This is a genomic window from Tenacibaculum finnmarkense, assembly GCF_900239185.1.
GTDB classification, from domain to species: Bacteria; Bacteroidota; Bacteroidia; order Flavobacteriales; family Flavobacteriaceae; genus Polaribacter; species Polaribacter finnmarkensis.
This window is the reverse complement of sequence record NZ_OENA01000023.1, coordinates 93,562-108,580: the sequence shown is the minus strand read 5'-3', so window position 1 is coordinate 108,580 and position 15,019 is coordinate 93,562. Positions and strand designations below refer to the sequence as shown.

Genomic DNA, 15,019 nt, shown 5'->3' with positions numbered 1-15,019 from the left:
TAAACATGAATCAATATATTAACGAATACATAAATATTATAGAAATAGTTCATTCATTAGGATATATTATAAGTGGATTTATCATTTTTATCCTTGGAAAAATAGCGTATAAAATGCTACATCCGAAGATTAATATTCAAGATGAATTAGTTGAAAAAGATAATTTTGCATTTATTATTTCTTATGTAGGTTATTTTGCAGCTTTAATTATTGTTATTGGTGGTGCTATTATTGGCGAAACTGCTGGTTTTATAACCGATATTTTACAAATTTTTAGCTATGGAATTATTGCCATTTTATTATTGCTTTTATCCGCTTGGATTAGTAATAAAGTGATTTTAAATAAGTTCGATTTAAAAAAAGAAATTATTACCGATCAAAATGAAGGTGCAGGTGTTATTGAAGCATCTATTTATATTGCAAATGGGCTTGTTTTATACGGTGCTTTAATTGGGGAATCGGAAACATTAATTGCAGGAATTTCAACGTTTATAATCTATTGGGTTCTTGGGAATATCGTGCTTATTTTAGCATCTAAAGTGTTTATTGCTTGGATGGAATATGATATTCATAATCAAATAGAAAAAGACAATGTTGCCGCTGGAGTTAGTTTTTCGGGAGCGATACTTGCTATCGGAATTATTACCATGAATGCCATTTTAGATCCATTTTTAGACTGGACAACAACGCTTATCGATATTAGTTTACAAACTTTATTAGGCTGTTTATTATTGCCAATAATGCGTCTTTTTGCTGATAAAATTTTATTAACAGGAAGAAAACTTACCGATGAAATTATCAATCAAGAAAAACCAAATATTGGTGCAGGTTTAATGGAAGCTTTTGCTTACATCGGGGCTGCTATATTAATTACATGGAGTATTTAAAACAGAATTCTTTTGTATTAAAAGCTGCTATTTTTGCCACAGGATTTGCAGGAATAGTAGCCGAATACACTTTATCGACCTTAGCAACTTATTTTATTGGAAATTCCATTTTTCAGTGGACGATGATTGTTTCGCTGATGCTTTTTTGCATGGGTTTAGGTAGTCGATTGAGTAAATTAATTAAAAAAAACTTAATTCAAAATTTTTTAATCTTAGAAATATCACTTTCTTTAATTGTTGCATTTTCGTCGGTGTTGGTTTATACCTTGGCTTCGGTAAGTGATTATTACGGATTTGTAATTTATTCTTTAAGTATGCTCATCGGTTTACTTATCGGATTAGAAATTCCGTTAGTTGTTCGGATAAATAAAGAATACGAAGATTTAAAAAGTAATATTTCTTCTATTTTAGAAAAAGATTACTACGGAAGTCTTATCGGAGGGGTGTTTTTTGCCTTTATCGGTTTGCCGATATTAGGTTTAGCCTACACGCCTTTTGTATTAGGAATTATTAATTTTTTAGTGGCGTTAATTGTTTTTTATCGATTTAAAGAAAAGATAAATAAACGCCATATTTTTCGATTAAAAGCGGTTTTAGTAGTTGTTTTTGGGCTTTTAATAACGGGTATTTCTTTTACAAAACCGATTATTCAATGGGGCGAACAAAAGAAATATAAAGACAAAGTTATTTATGCTGAACAAACAGAATATCAGAAAATTGTAGTAACCGAATGGAAAAATGAACATTGGTTATATTTAAACGGAAATTTGCAATTTTGTTCTATTGATGAAAAAATGTATCATGAACCGTTGGTGCATCCGATTATGCAATTACATCCAAATCCGCAACGAATTTTAATTCTTGGAGGTGGTGATGGTTGTGCTGTTCGTGAAATATTAAAATATCCGACTGTTGAAAAAATAGATATGGTTGATTTAGATCCAAAAATGACGGATTTAGGATTAAATCATCCTGTATTGCAGAAAATCAACAAAAAAAGTATGAAAAATGATAAATTGAGTATTTTTAACAAAGATGCTTATATTCATTTAGAACAAAATAAAGCTGATTTTTATGATGTTATCATTATTGATTTACCTGACCCTAGAAATATTGAATTAGGAAGATTATATTCACATGAATTTTATTCACTTTGTAATCGAAAATTAAGACCGAATGGATTTATTATTACGCAAGCAGGAAGTCCATATTTTGCAACAAATGCTTATAATTGTATTGATAAAACAATAACATCTGCTGGTTTTAATACGGTAAAACTTCATAATCAAGTGTTATCGATGGGGGAATGGGGTTGGATACTTGGAACAAAAAACAAGAATATTAGTTCGAATCAATTAAAAGATAAATTGCAAAAAATTGAATTCAAAAATGTTAAAACCAATTGGATAAATAACGAAGCAATGCAATTGATAACATCTTTTGGAAAGGAATTTTTTAATTCTAAAGATAGTATTGAAGTTAATAAAGTACACAATCCCGTTCTTTACAACTATTATTTAAACGGTAATTGGGATTTATATTAACTATGAATACATCTTACAAACATATAGAAGCAAATATATACAGTCATAAAATTTGGGATAGTTGTACTGTGCCAAAAGTACTAAAAATAAGGTATGAGTATTTATTAAAAGAGGCTGGTTTTACCATTATTCTTTTTAATGAACATCATTTTCCTGAGCAAGGATATACTTGTTTTTGGTTGTTAGGTGAAAGTCATTTAGCAATACATACGTTTCCTGAAAGCGGTAAAAGTTATATTGAATTAAGTAGTTGTAGTAAAGAAAAATTAGATTTATTTATCAATAAAATGAATCAGATAAATGCATAAAAAAATAACAAAATCACTTCCTATAAATTTAAAAATCCGATTGCTTTACAGAGGGTTTTCTACTATTTTTATACTTATTCTTCTTTATTTTAGTTTTTTATCGCTTAAATCTAATATGAAAAATATTGATTTTAGAGAGTGTTTTTATTTGAATATTAATACAAACCAAACAAAAGCAACTATTACAGAAGTATATTTTACAGATATAGAAGACGACCAATTTCAAGCAATGGTAAAAGCCTATGAATTTGAATATACGATTGATAAAGAATATCATAGGTGGGTATCTTATAATTCTAGGGCTAATTTAAAAATAGGTGATGCGGTAAATATTATTTATAATATTGAAAAACCTACATATAGTGTTATTAAAAATTTTGATTATATACCTAATGGAAATCCATTTTTTTATTATTTGGTATTTCCATTGATTACCCTATTTATTTTTAGATTATATATTCGAAATACCGTAAAAGAAATTACAATTCTAAGTAATGGTATTATTACTGAAGGAAGATATTTAGGTAAAGAACTCTATTTTTCTAATAATGTAGAAGGTGAAAGCGGTTATCGAATTAAATTCGCTTATTTTTCTGAAGATAAAGAAATAGAATATGCAACCACTTGTTTAGGTACTATAAAAAAAATTAGAACTAAAAAAGTATGGATAATCTATCATAAAAACAATCCTAAAAAAGCATTAGTAGTAAATAGTTTACCAAAGTCAATTGCCAAATACATTAAGAAAAATTGGGTTTAATGAAAAAAAAAGCACGTAATTTTATTACTTACAATACGTATTTTATAAAATTTATTTATGCGCTTATTGTGTTGAATATTATTGTTTTAATTCTTGAGTCTTATCAAGAATTAAATGTAAAGTATAGCGCTTTTTTTTATTTTTTTGAAGTGTTTTCTGTAGCGGTATTTACTATTGAATATCTTATCCGAATCTGGGTTTCTGATATTACAAAAGAAAATAAAAAAGAACGTTTAAATTTTGCTTTTTCTACTTTAGGAATTATCGATTTAATAGCAATACTTCCTTTTTATTTACCTTTTATTTTTCCTTTTGATTTAAGAATTGTACGTATTCTTCGTTTATTTAGGTTGCTACGAATTTTTAAATTAGGTAGATATTCAAGATCATTAAAAACAATAAAATATATTTTTAAAGAAACAAAAGCAGAACTTTCTATGACTGTTTTTGTAACTTTTGTACTGATGATTTTATCATCTACATTAATGTATTATATAGAACATGATGACCAACCAGAAAAATTTGCAAGTATCGGCGATGCTTTTTGGTGGGCAGTAGCAACATTAACTACTGTAGGATATGGTGATGTATATCCTGTAACGCCTTGGGGTAAATTATTAGGCGGTGTTATTGCTTTAATCGGAATTGGCTTTGTAGCACTTCCTACAGGTATTATTAGTTCGGCTTTTATTGATAAAATTCAATCTGAAAAACAGCAAGAAAAATCCGAAGAAAAAAAATGTAACTGTCCACATTGTGGAAAAAATATTAATGTATGATTTCTAAAAAACACAAATATACTATTCAATTAATAGTCTTTTTATATGTTGTTCATGCGATAAGTTTTTTTATTCCGATTACTAAATTCGGAATTATACCACGTACTTTTAATGGATTAATTGGTGTTTTTGCATCACCTTTTTTACATGCTGATATTTGGCATTTAATTTCAAATACACTTCCTTTAATCGTATTGTTAACGGTGCTTAATTTTTTTTATCCGAAGAAAACATTGTCTGTAATTATATTTATCATTTTAGTTGGAGGAATGTTTGTTTGGATGTTTGCTAGAAGTGCAAATCATATTGGAGCTAGTGGACTTATATATGGTCTTGCTTCATTTTTAATTGCAAACGGTATTTTAGAACGAAAGTTTATTCCAATACTTGTTTCTATTGCGGTAGCTGTTGTTTATGGTGGATTAATTTGGGGATTAGTTCCATCTTTAAAAAGTCATATATCATGGGAAGGACATCTTTTTGGAGCTGTGGCAGGTATTCTTGCTGCATTTTTATTGAAGAAGAAACAATATTAATATTGATTACTTTAGCCGATAAATTAAAAAATATATAATGAAAGTAGAAGAGTTAAAAAATAAAAAAGCACAAGAATATAACTTTTTAAAAGACATGTATTCTGATAATTTTTTTCCTGATTTTTTAGTAGATAAATGTAAAGATATTTTATTGAATTTTTGTAAAGAAATTGAATTTCAAAGTATAGTAAACTTAGAATATTTATATAAATTAGGAGAAAAATATATTGAAGAACTTAATGAACTTCAAGATGAATTTTACAAAAATGAAAGTGAAATTGAAACTGTAGCTAGAGAATCAATAATGTCTGATTTTGAAAATATTTCAAAAATATATGGATATGAAAATGCTGATATTGAAATATTAGCAGGAAATAGAGATTGGTAAAATATACATAGAATACATACTCTTTAAATGAGTATAAATAAAGCAAAAAACCTCTTTTTAAGAGGTTTTTTGCTTTATTGCTGAAAAGTAATTTTCTTCTTCTTTTTTGATGTGTTTTTTTATGAAAATACTAAATAAACTTTAAAATATGACAAATATCATATTTTAAGAAAGTCTTCAAAAGTAAATTTGTAGTACAATTATCAGGCAAGATATGAGCGTTATTTACTTACTACTTACACTAAGTATTTTAGTGGCACTAATTTTTTTTATTGCATTTATTGTTTCAGTAAAAAATGGACAGTACGATGATTCGTACACACCATCAGTTCGTATGCTTTTTGATGACGAATTAGTAAAAGAAGAAACAAAAAACAATAATTAACAATAGATATTAAATTCAATTAAATTATGGAAATGCAACAATTTTATTACGATAATAAAATCGTAAAAAAATTCATTTACGCCACACTTCTTTGGGGGATAGTAGGTTTCTCGGTAGGTTTGCTATTGGCATTAATGTTTTTATTCCCAAATATTACAGACGGAATATCATGGTTAAGTTTTGGTCGTTTACGTCCGTTACATACAAATGCAGTAATTTTTGCTTTTGTAGGAAATGCTATTTATGCAGGAGTTTACTACTCGTTACAGCGATTACTAAAAGCACGGATGGCGAGTGATTTTCTAAGTAATTTCAATTTTTGGGGATGGCAATTAATTATTGTTGCTGCCGCCATAACACTTCCTTTAGGATATACAAGTTCCAAAGAATATGCAGAGTTAGAATGGCCTATTGATATAGCAATTGCATTGGTTTGGGTTGCTTTTGGTGTAAACATGATTTGGACGATTTTACAAAGAAGACAGCGTCATTTATATGTAGCAATTTGGTTTTACTTAGGAACTTTTGTAACTGTTGCAGTATTACATATATTTAATAGTTTATCATTACCTGTAAGTTTCATGAAAAGTTATTCAGTGTACGCAGGTGTACAAGATGCATTAGTACAATGGTGGTACGGACATAATGCCGTAGCATTTTTCTTAACAACACCATTTTTAGGATTGATGTATTATTTTGTTCCGAAAGCAGCAAACCGACCAGTATATTCTTATCGATTATCAATAGTTCACTTTTGGTCGTTAATATTTATTTATATCTGGGCAGGACCTCACCATTTATTATATACAGCATTACCAACTTGGGCTCAAAATTTAGGAGTTGCATTTTCAATAATGTTATTAGCGCCGTCTTGGGGTGGAATGATAAACGGATTATTAACACTTCGTGGTGCTTGGGATAAAGTACGTACCGATCCTGTTTTAAAATTCTTCGTAGTTGCAATTACTGGTTATGGTATGGCAACTTTTGAAGGACCTATGTTATCATTAAAAAATGTAAATGCAATTGCGCATTTTTCTGATTGGATTATTGCACACGTTCACGTTGGAGCATTAGCATGGAATGGTTTCTTTACCTTCGGGATGATTTACTGGATGGTTCCAAGATTATTCAAAACGAAATTATACTCTACCGCTTTAGCAAACTTCCATTTCTGGATAGGAACTTTAGGAATTATTATGTACACATTACCAATGTATGTTGCAGGTTTTGTACAGGCATCAATGTGGAAACAATTTAATCCTGATGGAACATTAGCTTATGGGAATTTCTTAGAAACAGTAGCAGAAATAATTCCAATGTATTGGATGCGTGCTATTGGAGGAAGTATGTTTATTATTGGAGCATTTGTAATGATTTACAATATGGTACAAACGATTAGATCTGGTAGCGATGTTACTGATGATTTAGCCGAAGCAGCACCATTAACAAAAGTATCTAAGCACAGAACTAAAGGAGAAGCATGGCACACTTGGTTAGAAAGAAAACCAATTAAATTAACCATTTTTGCTACCATTGCAATTTTAATAGGAGGTTTGGTTCAAATTGTACCAACGATATTAGTAAAATCGAACATACCAACTATATCGAGTGTAAAACCATATTCACCGCTAGAATTAGAAGGGCGTGACCTTTATATTAGAGAAGGATGTGTAGGATGTCACTCTCAAATGGTTCGACCATTTAGAAGTGAAGTTGAGCGATATGGTGAATACTCAAAAGCTGGTGAATTTGTATATGATCATCCATTTTTATGGGGTTCTAAACGTACGGGTCCAGATTTACACCGAATTGGAAGTAAATATTCTGATAGCTGGCACTTAAATCACATGTACGATCCACAAAGTACTTCGCCAGGTTCAATAATGCCTTCTTATCAATGGATAATAAGAGACAGATTAGACAAAAGCAGTACCGAAGATAAAATGAGAGTAATGGTAACTTTAGGAGTTCCTTATTCTGAGCAAGAAATAGCAAATGCGCAAGCCAATATGGATGCACAAGGAGCTAAAATTCAAGAGAACTTACATCAAGATCCTGATTTTGCTAAAAATTATGCTTCTGACAAAAAATATGCGAAAGAAAACGGACAAGAATTTATCGAAATGAAAGATAGAGAAATTGTCGCTTTAATTTCTTATTTACAACGTTTAGGTACTGATATTAAAGTAAAAGATGTTCAAAAACAACTAAGTAAAAAATAGAAAAGATGTTAAAATTCGTAAAAAATCATATGGATAGCATTGCAGGTATTGAAATATACCCTTTGATTTCATTAACAATATTCTTTACATTTTTTGTAGTGTTATTTTGGTGGGTATTTACAGCCAAAAAAGAATATATAAGTAAGGTAAGCGATTTACCTTTAAATGACTAAAACAAATTATTATGAAAAAATATATTCAATCCATAGTATCTTTTCTTTTTGTTTTTTCAATGCCATTTATTTTAGCAGTGGTATTTAAGGCATATAAAGAACCGTTTAATTTTTTAGAAAACTCAATAGTTTTATACATCACCATTGGGTTTGGTTTGGTAGTACTTCTAAAAGAAGTACTATCTAACACAGTGGTAAACAAAGCAAATGAAGCAATGCCAAAGAACTATACAAGAGTTCAATCGGCAATATCATTTTTGTTTATCTTTTTAACACCATTTGCATTGGCAAAAGCAATTAGCTCGTATGCAAATCCTTATAATATTTTAGAAAACCCGTTAGTTTGGCTTGGAATTATAGCTTTTGGTTTGGTTGTTTTAGCAAAAGAAGCTTTAACAATAATAGGTGTTAAAAAAATTGAAGCAGCAGCAATGATTAAGGCAGGAATAAATCCTGAGGAAGTAGATCATTTAGCTTGGGCAAGAACATTAATATCTAAATGGACCAAAGCCAAAGCTGTTGAAGAAGAGGCTGAAATTATTTTAGACCATAATTACGATGGTATTAGAGAATTAGACAACACATTACCACCATGGTGGGTAGGATTATTTTATGCTTCAATTATTTTTGCTGTAGTTTATTTAGTGCGTTTTGAAGTTTTAGATGGATATACACAAGTAATGGAATATGAAGAATCGGTAGCCCTTGCTAAAAGAGAATTAGCAGCCTATAAGTCAACATCAAAAGAAGCTGTTATTGATGCTGAAAGCGTTACTATTTTAACTTCAGAAAGTGATTTAAAAAGAGGTAAAGCTATCTATAAATTAAACTGTGCCGCCTGTCATATTGCTGATGGTGGTGGAGGTATCGGTCCTAACTTAACCGATAAATATTGGATTTTAGGTGGTGGAATTAAAAACGTATTTACCACCATTACCAATGGAGGTAGAGACGGAAAAGGAATGGTTGCATGGGGTAAAACTTTAAAACCTAAGGATATTCAAAAAGTGGCAAGTTATATTATGGCTTTTCAAGGTACTACGCCTGCAAACCCGAAAGCTGCGCAAGGAGAATTATTTAAAGATGAATCTGCAGCAGTAGAAGAGGTTATTACACAAGCAAAAGATAGTGTACAATAAATAATAATAGGTTTTTAATAGTTGATAATGGAAACACCCAAGAACGAACAATTTAGAGATAGTATTGGTACCATCAATAATGACGGTAAGCGTGCTTGGGTATATCCTAAAAAACCGAGCGGACGGTTTTATAAATACAGATCGTATGTAAGTTATTTTTTACTGTTGTTGTTATTAGCAGCACCATTTGTAAAAATTAACGGCAATCAGTTTTTATTATTCAATGTAATAAAGCGAAAATTTAATATTTTCGGATTTCCTTTTTGGCCACAAGATTTTCATTTATTAGTAGTTTCGATGATTGTCGGAATTGTATTTATTATTTTATTTACCGTTGTTTTTGGTCGGATTTTCTGCGGATGGATATGTCCGCAAACCATCTTCTTAGAAATGGTTTTTAGAAAAATTGAATATTGGATTGACGGCGATAGAGGGAAACAAATTCGTTTAGAAAAACAAGCTTGGAATGCCGAAAAAATAAAAAAACGACTTTTAAAATGGTGTATCTTTTTTATTATTTCATTTTTAATAGCCAATGTGTTTTTAGCCTATCTAATTGGTGGTGATACTGTTATTCAATACGCAACAGGCAATCCGTTAGATAATACAAGTACCTTAATTTCTTTATTAATTTTTACAGGAGTTTTTTACTTTATTTTTGCATGGTTTAGAGAGCAAGTGTGTATTATTGCCTGTCCTTACGGAAGATTACAAGGAGTTTTATTAGATAATAAAACAATTAATGTAGCCTACGATCACGTACGAGGAGAAGGTGAAAAAGGACGTGGGAAATTCAGTAAAAAAGAAGACAGAGCAACCACAGGAAAAGGAGATTGTATTGACTGTGCTCAATGTGTAAATGTATGCCCTACCGGAATTGATATTAGAAACGGAACACAATTAGAATGCGTAAACTGTACCGCGTGTATTGACGAGTGTGACCACATGATGGAAAAAGTCGGTTTACCAAAAGGATTAATTCGATTTGCTAGTGAAGAAAACATTGAAGAGAAAACACCTTTTCAATTTACCGCTAGAATGAAAGGATATACTGCTGTTTTAGGTATTTTAATAGCCGTTTTAATAGGAATGTTATTTTTAAGAAATGACGTAGAAGCTACTATTTTACGATTACCAGGGCGATTATACGAACACAAAAAAAATGATGTAATTAGCAATGTTTATACCTTTAAGGTTATCAATAAAACAACCAAAGAGATTGATAATGTAACCTATAAATTACTTTCTCATAAAGGGACGATAAAAACGGTAACTCAGCAAGCTTTTGAGGTTCCTAAACAAGGATTAGCAGAAGGAACCTTATTTATTGAAATGCACCAAGCTGAAATGGAAGATGAAAAAGTAACCCTTAGAATTGGTGTTTTTAGTGGCGATAAATTGATTGAAACCACAAAAACTAATTTCTTAGGACCAAGAAGTTATCGCTAGTTATTATTCCTAGCTAAAAATATACATAAAGTTCGCTGTTTTTTTTAGGCGGCTTACTTTATTTTTAATCATATTAAAACACTTAAAATGAAACTAAACTGGGGCGCGGGTATCGTAATTGCAATTATCGCATTTATGAGTTTTATTCTGTATTTTGTTATATCAATGAGTACAGGAAATAATTACAATCATGATTTGGTATCAGAAGAGTATTATCAAAAAGAGTTGGTTTTTCAGGGCGATATAGATGCTACTAAAAACGCCAAAGAATTATCAGAAAACATTAAAGTACAAAGAGTATCAGAAGGATTAAAAATCTATTTTCCAACAGCATTTAATCCTACTGATATTACAGGAAAAGTGTTCCTATACCGACCATCTAATAAGCAATTAGATTTTGAAATACCTATTTCAATTTCTAATACATATTTGCTCGTGCCTGAGAAACGTTTATTGGGTGGTCGATGGAACATTATTGTTTCTTGGAACTACAAAAATACGCCTTATTTATTTGAGCAAGAATTAATGTACTAATGTTTTTATCAGCGCTCATATTTGGTTTGTTAGGGAGTTTTCATTGCATAGGAATGTGCGGTCCTATCGCTTTTATGTTGCCTGTTGATAGAACAAATAAAATAACCCAATTTTTTCAAATTTTAAGCTATCATTTTGGGCGATTATTCACCTATAGTTTAATCGGTTTGTTGTTTGGTTTTTTAGGAAAAGGTTTTTATTTCTTCGGATTTCAGCAGCAACTTTCAATAGCAGCAGGTATTTTGATGATTTTGGTAATTCTTTTACCAAAAACGTTTCAAAAATATAATTTTTCAAAACCGATTAATAAATGGGTAATGAAGGTAAAATCATCACTAGGAAAAGAACTTAAAAACAAAGGGAATGATACTTTTTTTACCATAGGTTTTTTGAACGGGTTTTTACCTTGTGGTTTGGTTTATATGGCTGTTTTTGGTGCGCTCGCTAGTTCTAATGCTTTGTCGGGAAGCTTGTATATGTTTCTCTTCGGATTAGGAACAGTTCCTTTAATGACCATAATTGTATATGTTGGTAATTTTGCCAACGGATTGCTAAGAAAAACAATACAACAAGCCATTCCTTATGTAGTAGTTTTTATAGGAATCTTATTTATTTTACGAGGTTTAGGCTTAGGAATACCCTATATTTCTCCATTGCCAGTAAGTAATTTAACGGCACCAATTCAGGGCTGTCATTAAATTGAATTAGCCATACTAATAGCTCTTTTTATCAATTAAATTTAGTAACTTTAGTGAGTACTAAAACCTAAATAAATACTAAGATGAAAAAAATAATTGTTCCCGTTGATTTTTCAGTGTATTCTGAAAATGCCTTAAAAACTGCCGCTTCTTTAGCTAAAAAAAATAATGCGGAAATTGTTGTTGTTCATATGTTAGAGCTGTCGCATGCAATGATGAATCAATCGGCAAATTTTACGCAATTAGAATCGGTTTTTTTATTAGAATTGGCTAAAAAAAAGTTTACCGAATTTTTAGATAAAGATTATTTATCAGAAATTAAAGTAACACCTATTATTAAGCATTTTAAAATTTTTACAGAATTAGATGCCTTAGCAAAGCGTGAAAATGTAGATTTAATTGTTATAGGATCTAAAGGTACAAGTGGTATTGAGGAAATGTTTATTGGCTCAAATACCGAAAAGGTAATTAGATATGCAACTACGCCAGTTTTAGTAGTAAAAGATGCGCCAATTACTTCGAAATTACAAAAAGCGGTATTTGCTTGTAATTTTTCAGCCAATGATGTAACGTCATATTTAACGGCTAAAAATTTCTTTAAAAAACTAGATTGCGAACTAGAATTATTATATGTAAGCACGCCAACGATTAGTTTTAAAAGTAGTAAAGAAATTGAGCAAAATATGCTTGGTTTTTTTGAAAAAGCAGGTGAAGATGTTGCCAATGTAAAAAATGTAAAAATTATTTCAGATTATACCGTAGAGAGTGGTGTATTATATTACGCGGGTAAAAGCAATGCCGATATTATAGCTGTGGCAACACATGGGCGTAAAGGAATTTCTCATTTCTTTGAAGGAAGTATTTCTGAAGATATTGCTAATCATAGTAAATTACCGATAATATCGTTTAAAATATAAGGTAGTTTAGTTATTTAATAATAAATGAATACCTAAAGCCTAGCCCCGATTGAAGCAATTGTTTGAGCTCCTTTTTTGATTTTTTCAAAAAAGAGCGAGTGCGGAAAGCGGGAAGTAGCTCCAAAAAAATAGAGTGAAATTACCAAAAATAAAGTAAAAAAGCTCGATATTTTATAATATCGAGCTTTTTGTTGTTGTAAGAAATATAAAATTACTCAGTTTCTTTATTTTTAATTTCGGTAATAAATTTTTGCAAACGTTTTCCGTAATCAGAACTTTTAACAGTTTTAGAAAGACTATTATTTATGGTGTCTAATAATACAACATTGGCATCAAATAATTCAGATAAAGCGATGTAAGGAGCAGCTTCGCTATTGGCATTTGCAATGGCAAAATTAGTAGAAAATAAAAAACGACGCTTCATCATTTTTTTATAATCATTTTCTAATTGCTTTACCAATTCAGTGTTTTTGGCGGCACGTGCATCAAAATCTTTTTTAATAAATCCTAAACGTAAATCTTTAAATTTTGTGTCAATTTTGTTAAAATTATCCATTACTTCTTGGTTTTTAGAGCCTTTTATTTCAGGTTTAAAGCCAAATTCTTCTAAGTTATCGTTAATAGTAATGTTTCCTTGTTCACCAAAAAACATAATATGTTTATTATCGGTGTTTCCATCAAAAGTTAAAAAATACATTACCGGCGAGCTTACATCGTCTGACAAAGTAAATTTATCGCTTCCTAATAAAGCAACAGAATCAACAGAAACCAATACGGTATCGTTCATTTTTTGAAGATATAACGTTCCTTTTTTTAATCCTTTAATTTGACCTTTAACAATCATATTTCCTTCTTTTTTAGAAGAACAAGCAAAAGCTAGTATAGAAAACGCTAAAACTGCGATGATTTTTTTCATAATAAGTATAATTTTTGAGTTGCAAATATGCTGAATTCTGTTATAAAGTAGCGGATAATTCCATTAAAATTGTGCAGATAATTGCACCAACAGTTCCAATTGCATATCCAAATACGGCTAATAATACGCCAACCGAGGCTAACGATGGGTGAAATGCTTGTGCTATAATTGGGGCAGAAGCGGCACCGCCAACATTGGCTTGGCTTCCTACGGCTAAAAAGAAATAGGGTGCTTTAATTAATTTTGCCACTAAAATTAGTAATCCTGCATGAATAGCCATCCAAACTACGCCAATAACAATTAATCCGAGGTTGTCAAAAATCATGGCTAAATCCATTTTCATTCCGATAGATGCCACTAATATATAGATAAAAATACTTCCTATTTTACTAGCGCCTGCGCCTTCGTAATTTTTGGCTTTTGTAAACGATAATCCAATAGCAATAATGGTTGAAACACTAATTAACCAAAAGAAGCTTGCCCCTAAAAATGAAAAGATATTCTGCCAACCTTTTGATTGAATTCCCGCCACTAAATTACTACAAAAAACACTTAAATACCCTGCAACAAAATGTGCAAAACCAACAGTACCAAAGGCAATGGCTAGCATAATCATAAAATCGGTTAAGCTTGGGTTTCTTTGCACGCCTTTTGTAAATTTTGACATGGTTTCTTTTAGCTTTTCAATTGCTGAGGTATCGGCTTTTAACCAGTTGTTAATTTTATCTTTTTTACCAATTCCGATTAATAAAATAGCCATCCAGATATTAGAAACGACAATATCGACAAAGACCATTCCTCCGTATTTTTGCGGGTTGTATTTGTAAATTTCTAACATCGCTGTTTGGTTTGCACCTCCGCCAATCCAACTTCCTGCAAGGGTAGAAAGCCCACGCCAAACGGCATCAAAACCAGCTCCTCCAACAGTTTCTGGCGAAAAGATAGAGATTAATAAAATAGCAATTGGTCCACCGATAATAATTCCTACAGTTCCTGTAAAAAACATGATTAACGCCTTTGAGCCTAAGTTAAAAATGGCTTTTAAATCGATACTGATAGTCATTAAAATTAAAGCAGCGGGTAATAAAAATCGACTCGCCACATAATATAATTGCGATTTTCCTTGTACAATTTCACCTGCGGAATTTAAGGTTTCCCATTCAGGGGAAATTACGCCAAAGGTGGTGAAAAGTGCGGGTATAAAATACGCCATAAATAATCCTGGAACTATTTTGTAAAATTTATGCCAAAAACCGCTAGTTTTTGATTCGGTATAAAATACAAAGCCTAAAGAAATCATTAAAATTCCGAAAACAATGGCATCGTTTGTAATAATTGGTGCTGTCATTAATATCTAATTTTCTGCTAAAGTATCAAAATT

Annotated in this window: 17 protein-coding genes; 15 read left to right on the top strand and 2 right to left on the bottom strand. The window is 30.6% G+C overall.

Features of this window, described 5'->3' with window-relative positions; genetic code table 11:
- The first annotated feature begins 5 nt into the window (after positions 1 to 5).
- From AQ1689_RS02720 to AQ1689_RS02650, 15 genes are all read left to right on the top strand, one after another.
- On the top strand, positions 6 to 887 hold the full coding sequence (locus tag AQ1689_RS02720; protein WP_198913860.1) for a DUF350 domain-containing protein: 882 nt from the start codon (positions 6 to 8) through the stop codon (positions 885 to 887).
- The gene (locus AQ1689_RS02715; protein WP_101955107.1) at positions 875 to 2,431 is read left to right on the top strand and encodes a polyamine aminopropyltransferase; all 1,557 of its coding nucleotides are present in this window, start codon (positions 875 to 877) and stop codon (positions 2,429 to 2,431) included. The genes AQ1689_RS02720 and AQ1689_RS02715 overlap by 13 nt, the downstream gene beginning before the upstream one ends.
- A gap of 2 nt (positions 2,432 to 2,433) precedes the next feature.
- The gene (locus AQ1689_RS02710; RefSeq protein ID WP_180947520.1) at positions 2,434 to 2,739 is read left to right on the top strand and encodes an S-adenosylmethionine decarboxylase; all 306 of its coding nucleotides are present in this window, start codon (positions 2,434 to 2,436) and stop codon (positions 2,737 to 2,739) included.
- Positions 2,740 to 2,854: 115 nt separating this feature from the next.
- Positions 2,855 to 3,499: a hypothetical protein gene (locus AQ1689_RS02705; protein ID WP_145993717.1), complete on the top strand. Its 645-nt coding sequence runs from the start codon at positions 2,855 to 2,857 to the stop codon at positions 3,497 to 3,499.
- Positions 3,499 to 4,278 carry an ion transporter gene (locus AQ1689_RS02700; RefSeq protein WP_101955194.1) on the top strand — a complete coding sequence of 260 codons (780 nt, stop codon included), beginning with the start codon at positions 3,499 to 3,501 and terminating at the stop codon, positions 4,276 to 4,278. The genes AQ1689_RS02705 and AQ1689_RS02700 overlap by 1 nt, the downstream gene beginning before the upstream one ends.
- Positions 4,275 to 4,814: a rhomboid family intramembrane serine protease gene (locus AQ1689_RS02695; RefSeq protein WP_101955104.1), complete on the top strand. Its 540-nt coding sequence runs from the start codon at positions 4,275 to 4,277 to the stop codon at positions 4,812 to 4,814. Before AQ1689_RS02700 ends, AQ1689_RS02695 begins: the two co-directional genes overlap by 4 nt.
- Positions 4,815 to 4,851: 37 nt before the next feature.
- Positions 4,852 to 5,202 carry a DUF5713 family protein gene (locus AQ1689_RS02690; protein WP_101955103.1) on the top strand — a complete coding sequence of 117 codons (351 nt, stop codon included), beginning with the start codon at positions 4,852 to 4,854 and terminating at the stop codon, positions 5,200 to 5,202.
- 214 nt (positions 5,203 to 5,416) lie between these two features.
- Complete coding sequence (gene ccoS, locus AQ1689_RS02685; protein WP_101955102.1) at positions 5,417 to 5,587, top strand: cbb3-type cytochrome oxidase assembly protein CcoS; 171 nt, start codon at positions 5,417 to 5,419, stop codon at positions 5,585 to 5,587.
- 26 nt (positions 5,588 to 5,613) lie between these two features.
- Positions 5,614 to 7,812: a cytochrome-c oxidase, cbb3-type subunit I gene (gene ccoN / locus AQ1689_RS02680; RefSeq protein ID WP_101955101.1), complete on the top strand. Its 2,199-nt coding sequence runs from the start codon at positions 5,614 to 5,616 to the stop codon at positions 7,810 to 7,812.
- A 5-nt stretch (positions 7,813 to 7,817) separates the two neighbouring features.
- The gene (locus AQ1689_RS02675) at positions 7,818 to 7,985 is read left to right on the top strand and encodes a cytochrome C oxidase subunit IV (protein ID WP_058885574.1); all 168 of its coding nucleotides are present in this window, start codon (positions 7,818 to 7,820) and stop codon (positions 7,983 to 7,985) included.
- Positions 7,986 to 7,996: 11 nt separating this feature from the next.
- Positions 7,997 to 9,124, top strand: coding sequence for a cbb3-type cytochrome c oxidase N-terminal domain-containing protein (locus AQ1689_RS02670; RefSeq protein ID WP_232122525.1), 1,128 nt, complete (start codon positions 7,997 to 7,999; stop codon positions 9,122 to 9,124).
- A gap of 27 nt (positions 9,125 to 9,151) precedes the next feature.
- The gene (gene ccoG / locus AQ1689_RS02665; protein WP_101915989.1) at positions 9,152 to 10,573 is read left to right on the top strand and encodes a cytochrome c oxidase accessory protein CcoG; all 1,422 of its coding nucleotides are present in this window, start codon (positions 9,152 to 9,154) and stop codon (positions 10,571 to 10,573) included.
- 87 nt (positions 10,574 to 10,660) lie between these two features.
- The gene (locus AQ1689_RS02660; RefSeq protein ID WP_058885572.1) at positions 10,661 to 11,107 is read left to right on the top strand and encodes a FixH family protein; all 447 of its coding nucleotides are present in this window, start codon (positions 10,661 to 10,663) and stop codon (positions 11,105 to 11,107) included.
- A complete protein-coding gene (locus AQ1689_RS02655) occupies positions 11,107 to 11,805 on the top strand; it encodes a sulfite exporter TauE/SafE family protein (RefSeq protein WP_101915991.1) in 699 nt (232 codons plus the stop codon). Before AQ1689_RS02660 ends, AQ1689_RS02655 begins: the two co-directional genes overlap by 1 nt.
- A gap of 83 nt (positions 11,806 to 11,888) precedes the next feature.
- Positions 11,889 to 12,722, top strand: a complete 834-nt coding sequence (locus AQ1689_RS02650; protein WP_101915992.1) for a universal stress protein — start codon at positions 11,889 to 11,891, stop codon at positions 12,720 to 12,722.
- 211 nt (positions 12,723 to 12,933) lie between these two features.
- Here AQ1689_RS02650 and AQ1689_RS02645 read toward each other — a convergent pair whose 3' ends face one another.
- A complete protein-coding gene (locus AQ1689_RS02645) occupies positions 12,934 to 13,638 on the bottom strand; it encodes a DUF4369 domain-containing protein (protein WP_101915993.1) in 705 nt (234 codons plus the stop codon).
- A 40-nt stretch (positions 13,639 to 13,678) separates the two neighbouring features.
- The gene (locus AQ1689_RS02640; RefSeq protein ID WP_101955100.1) at positions 13,679 to 14,986 is read right to left on the bottom strand and encodes a DUF819 family protein; all 1,308 of its coding nucleotides are present in this window, start codon (positions 14,984 to 14,986) and stop codon (positions 13,679 to 13,681) included.
- Positions 14,987 to 15,019: the final 33 nt, after the last annotated feature.